Raw genomic sequence first — 2,687 nt, 5'->3', positions numbered from 1 at the left:
GCCGCACCGACACCTGCACCGCCCGGACCGGACCCGAGGCCGCCCGCGCCGAGCCCGGCGCCGCCGACTCCACCGCCGACGCCGCCACCCAGGCCGCCGCCTGACGCGAGGCCGCCGGAGAGGTCGTCGGGGTCGGGGAGTTCGGAGGCGTCCCAAGGGTTCTCAAGGTCGGGGGTCTCGGGCTGGGCGAGGCCCTCCATGCCCGAGGGCGTCTCGGGCGAGGTCGGTTCCTGGGACTCCGACTGCGGCGATTCCTCCTTGCCCTGCTCCTCCTTCTTCTCCTCTTCCTCCTCTTTAGACTCCTCTTCCTCGGACTCCTCGCTGCCGCCACCCGAGTGGTCCTCGGCCGTGGCGTGCACGGATTCATCGCCCGTGCCCGTCTTGTCCTCCAAGGGCTTCAGCAGGTCGGCGGCCGCCGAGACGGCGGCTCCCGCCGTCGCGTCGGCGGCGTTGACGAGGGTGGTGAGGGCCTGGAGGCCGAGCGTCCCGGCGAGGGCCTGGGCCTGGAGGGCGGCCTCGATGAGGCCGCCGAACGGGCCGGCCATCGCGATCGCGGTGCGCTGCAACGCCCCGAGGGTCACCATCGGCGCGGGCTGGATGTAGAAGCCGGCCACCTTCAAAGCGGCGTCGGCCGCCTTGAGGAGCGTGCACTCGGTGAGCATCTGCGACCCGGCCGCCGCGAGGCTCCCGGCCGTGGTCGTGATCTCGCCGATGACCTGCGTCAGGTGGGCGTTGACGGTGCCGACCTCGCCGTTGAAGGCGTCGTTCGCGGTGTCGCGCCAGTGGACGTTGATGTCGGCGACCCTGGCGCCGTAGTCGGTCTGCTGGGCCGCGAGATCCGCTGCGGCCGAAGTCATCTCGGTCGCATAGGCAAGGAACTGGGAGGGGTCGGCCGCGAGGGCGTCCTGATAGGTGGGCATCGGCTGCTCCTATCGCTTCGGGCCGGTCTGGATGCGGTTCTGGATGTCGCCGAAGCGGGTCCCGGTCGCCTGGTCGGTCGACTCGGCGTCGTCGGCGCTGCCGACGACCTGGTCGCCCTGCCAGGTGAGGCGGCGTTCGACGCCGGTGGCGACCGCCGCGAGCGAGGCCTGCCAGCGCCGACCGGCGTCGCCGGTGGCGAAGCCGCGGTTGCCTTCGGCCGCGGTCGCCGCCGGGCGCTCCACCCGCCTGGATGCGTTCTGGCAGTTGGGTGCCAGGGCGCGCAGGCCGGTGCCGCCCGCTCGTACGTCGTCGACGTCCATGTGCACGGTCATGGGTTCCTCCTTCGCTTCCGCACTCCCGGACGGGCGCCCGGCGGCGTTCCCGGCATCGTGGCGGCCGAGGTCACCGATCGGTCACCGCTGCGGCGCGGGCGCCCGATGACGGATGTGTGACGGGGCGGTCTTCCATGGGCCGCATACGAGGACCGCCGGGTCCCCCTGAGGAGGTGCGCTGCGATGACCGACCACCTGTTCGCGGCCGACGACGAGGCCGCGCTGGAGCTGCCGGTGTTCGAGTTCACGATCGCGTTCGGCGACACCAAGACCGGCGGCCGGGCCGGGTGCTCGGCCGGGGCGTGCCCTCATCCGGTGGCGCATCCGGCGGAGGAGGCCTGGGTGCAGCTGGCGTCGGCGGTCCCGGTCGAGGGGCAGCTGCACCGCCTCAAGCCGCGCTGCGAGGGCATGGCGTATCCGACGGAGGACGACTTCCGGGCCGCGGTCACGGCGGTCCGTCCGGAGGACTCGGATGCGTTCTCGTTGCAGCGGCTGAGGAACGGTTGGACGGGTGAGGTCGGGGACCGGTTGGCGGCCTGGCCGGAGCGGTTGCGGTCGAAGCTCGCGGTGCTCGCGGAGGGCTGGGCGGGGAGCGACTTCGACGCGTTCGCCGAGCAGGCCGACCTGGCGCGGGCGCTGGTGGAGGGTGCGCTCGACGACCTGGAGGCGACGGCCGCGGAGCTGGAGCGGCGCGAGGCGGCGGTGTACACGCTCCAGGGCGGCGATTCGGGTGAGATCCCTTATCCGGCAGCGCTGGTGGGGGTCGAGGGCGAGTGGTCGAACCTGTCGGCGCTGCATGTGCGCCCGGCGTGGTGGCACGGGGACTGCATCACGATGACCTGCGAGGAGGCCGAGCGGGCGATGGAGCTCGCGGGGGCCGACGCGGGGCTGGCGACCGAGGTGCGGGAGTTCATCGAGGAGAAGGTGGGCGAGGGCCTGTCGGGGCTGGGGGCGCTGGTCGCGGACGTCAGGTCGCTGGCGGGCCAGGAGGCGAAGGACGTCTTCGGGGAGCGGGTCGCGGCCGAGCTGGCGGCGTACGAGGAGCGGCAGGCGGCGATCGACGAGTCGATCGCGGCGAAGCGGGACGGCCAGAGCGAGGAGCTGGCGGCCGTGCAGGCGAGCGGGTCTGATCGGCCGTACCCGGCGAGTGCCGATTCGTCCTATATGGATCTGGCGGTGCCGGAGGCGGAGCAGCCCGCCGCGCCTGTCGCGCCGCAGACCACGCAGGATCCGAGTCCGGTGCCGCCGGGCGGGGACGGGTCGGTGCGGGTGGAGGAGACCGCTTGGGAGGCATCGGATCACGGTGACGTGTCGATCTGGGGCGGCGGCGGCCTCGCGTCCGGCGGCGGCACCGTCGGCGGGTCGCTGGGCTCGGACCTCGGCGGCCGGACGGCCGCGGCGGCGGTCGCGGGCGGGTCGGGTGGCAGCCCGCAG

Annotated in this window: 2 protein-coding genes and 1 pseudogene; 1 reads left to right on the top strand and 2 read right to left on the bottom strand. The window is 73.7% G+C overall.

The window, feature by feature from the left end; translation table 11 throughout:
• Both DI269_RS26600 and DI269_RS13285 read right to left on the bottom strand, forming a co-directional pair.
• Window positions 1-920 (bottom strand): WXG100 family type VII secretion target (locus DI269_RS26600; RefSeq protein WP_198667403.1); only part of this gene is annotated, 920 nt, incomplete at its 3' end.
• A 9-nt stretch (window positions 921-929) separates the two neighbouring features.
• Window positions 930-1,253 (bottom strand): hypothetical protein, encoded by a 324-nt coding sequence (locus DI269_RS13285; protein ID WP_112136624.1) that lies wholly within the window; start codon window positions 1,251-1,253, stop codon window positions 930-932.
• A 183-nt stretch (window positions 1,254-1,436) separates the two neighbouring features.
• Here DI269_RS13285 and DI269_RS26595 point away from each other — a divergent pair.
• A pseudogene (locus DI269_RS26595) lies at window positions 1,437-2,687 on the top strand (hypothetical protein); the annotation flags it as partial.

The organism is Glycomyces dulcitolivorans, from assembly GCF_003265355.1.
Lineage (GTDB): Bacteria > Actinomycetota > Actinomycetes > Mycobacteriales > Micromonosporaceae > Glycomyces > Glycomyces dulcitolivorans.
Note: the sequence above shows the minus strand (reverse complement) of the source record. Positions and strands in the feature narration are given on the sequence as shown.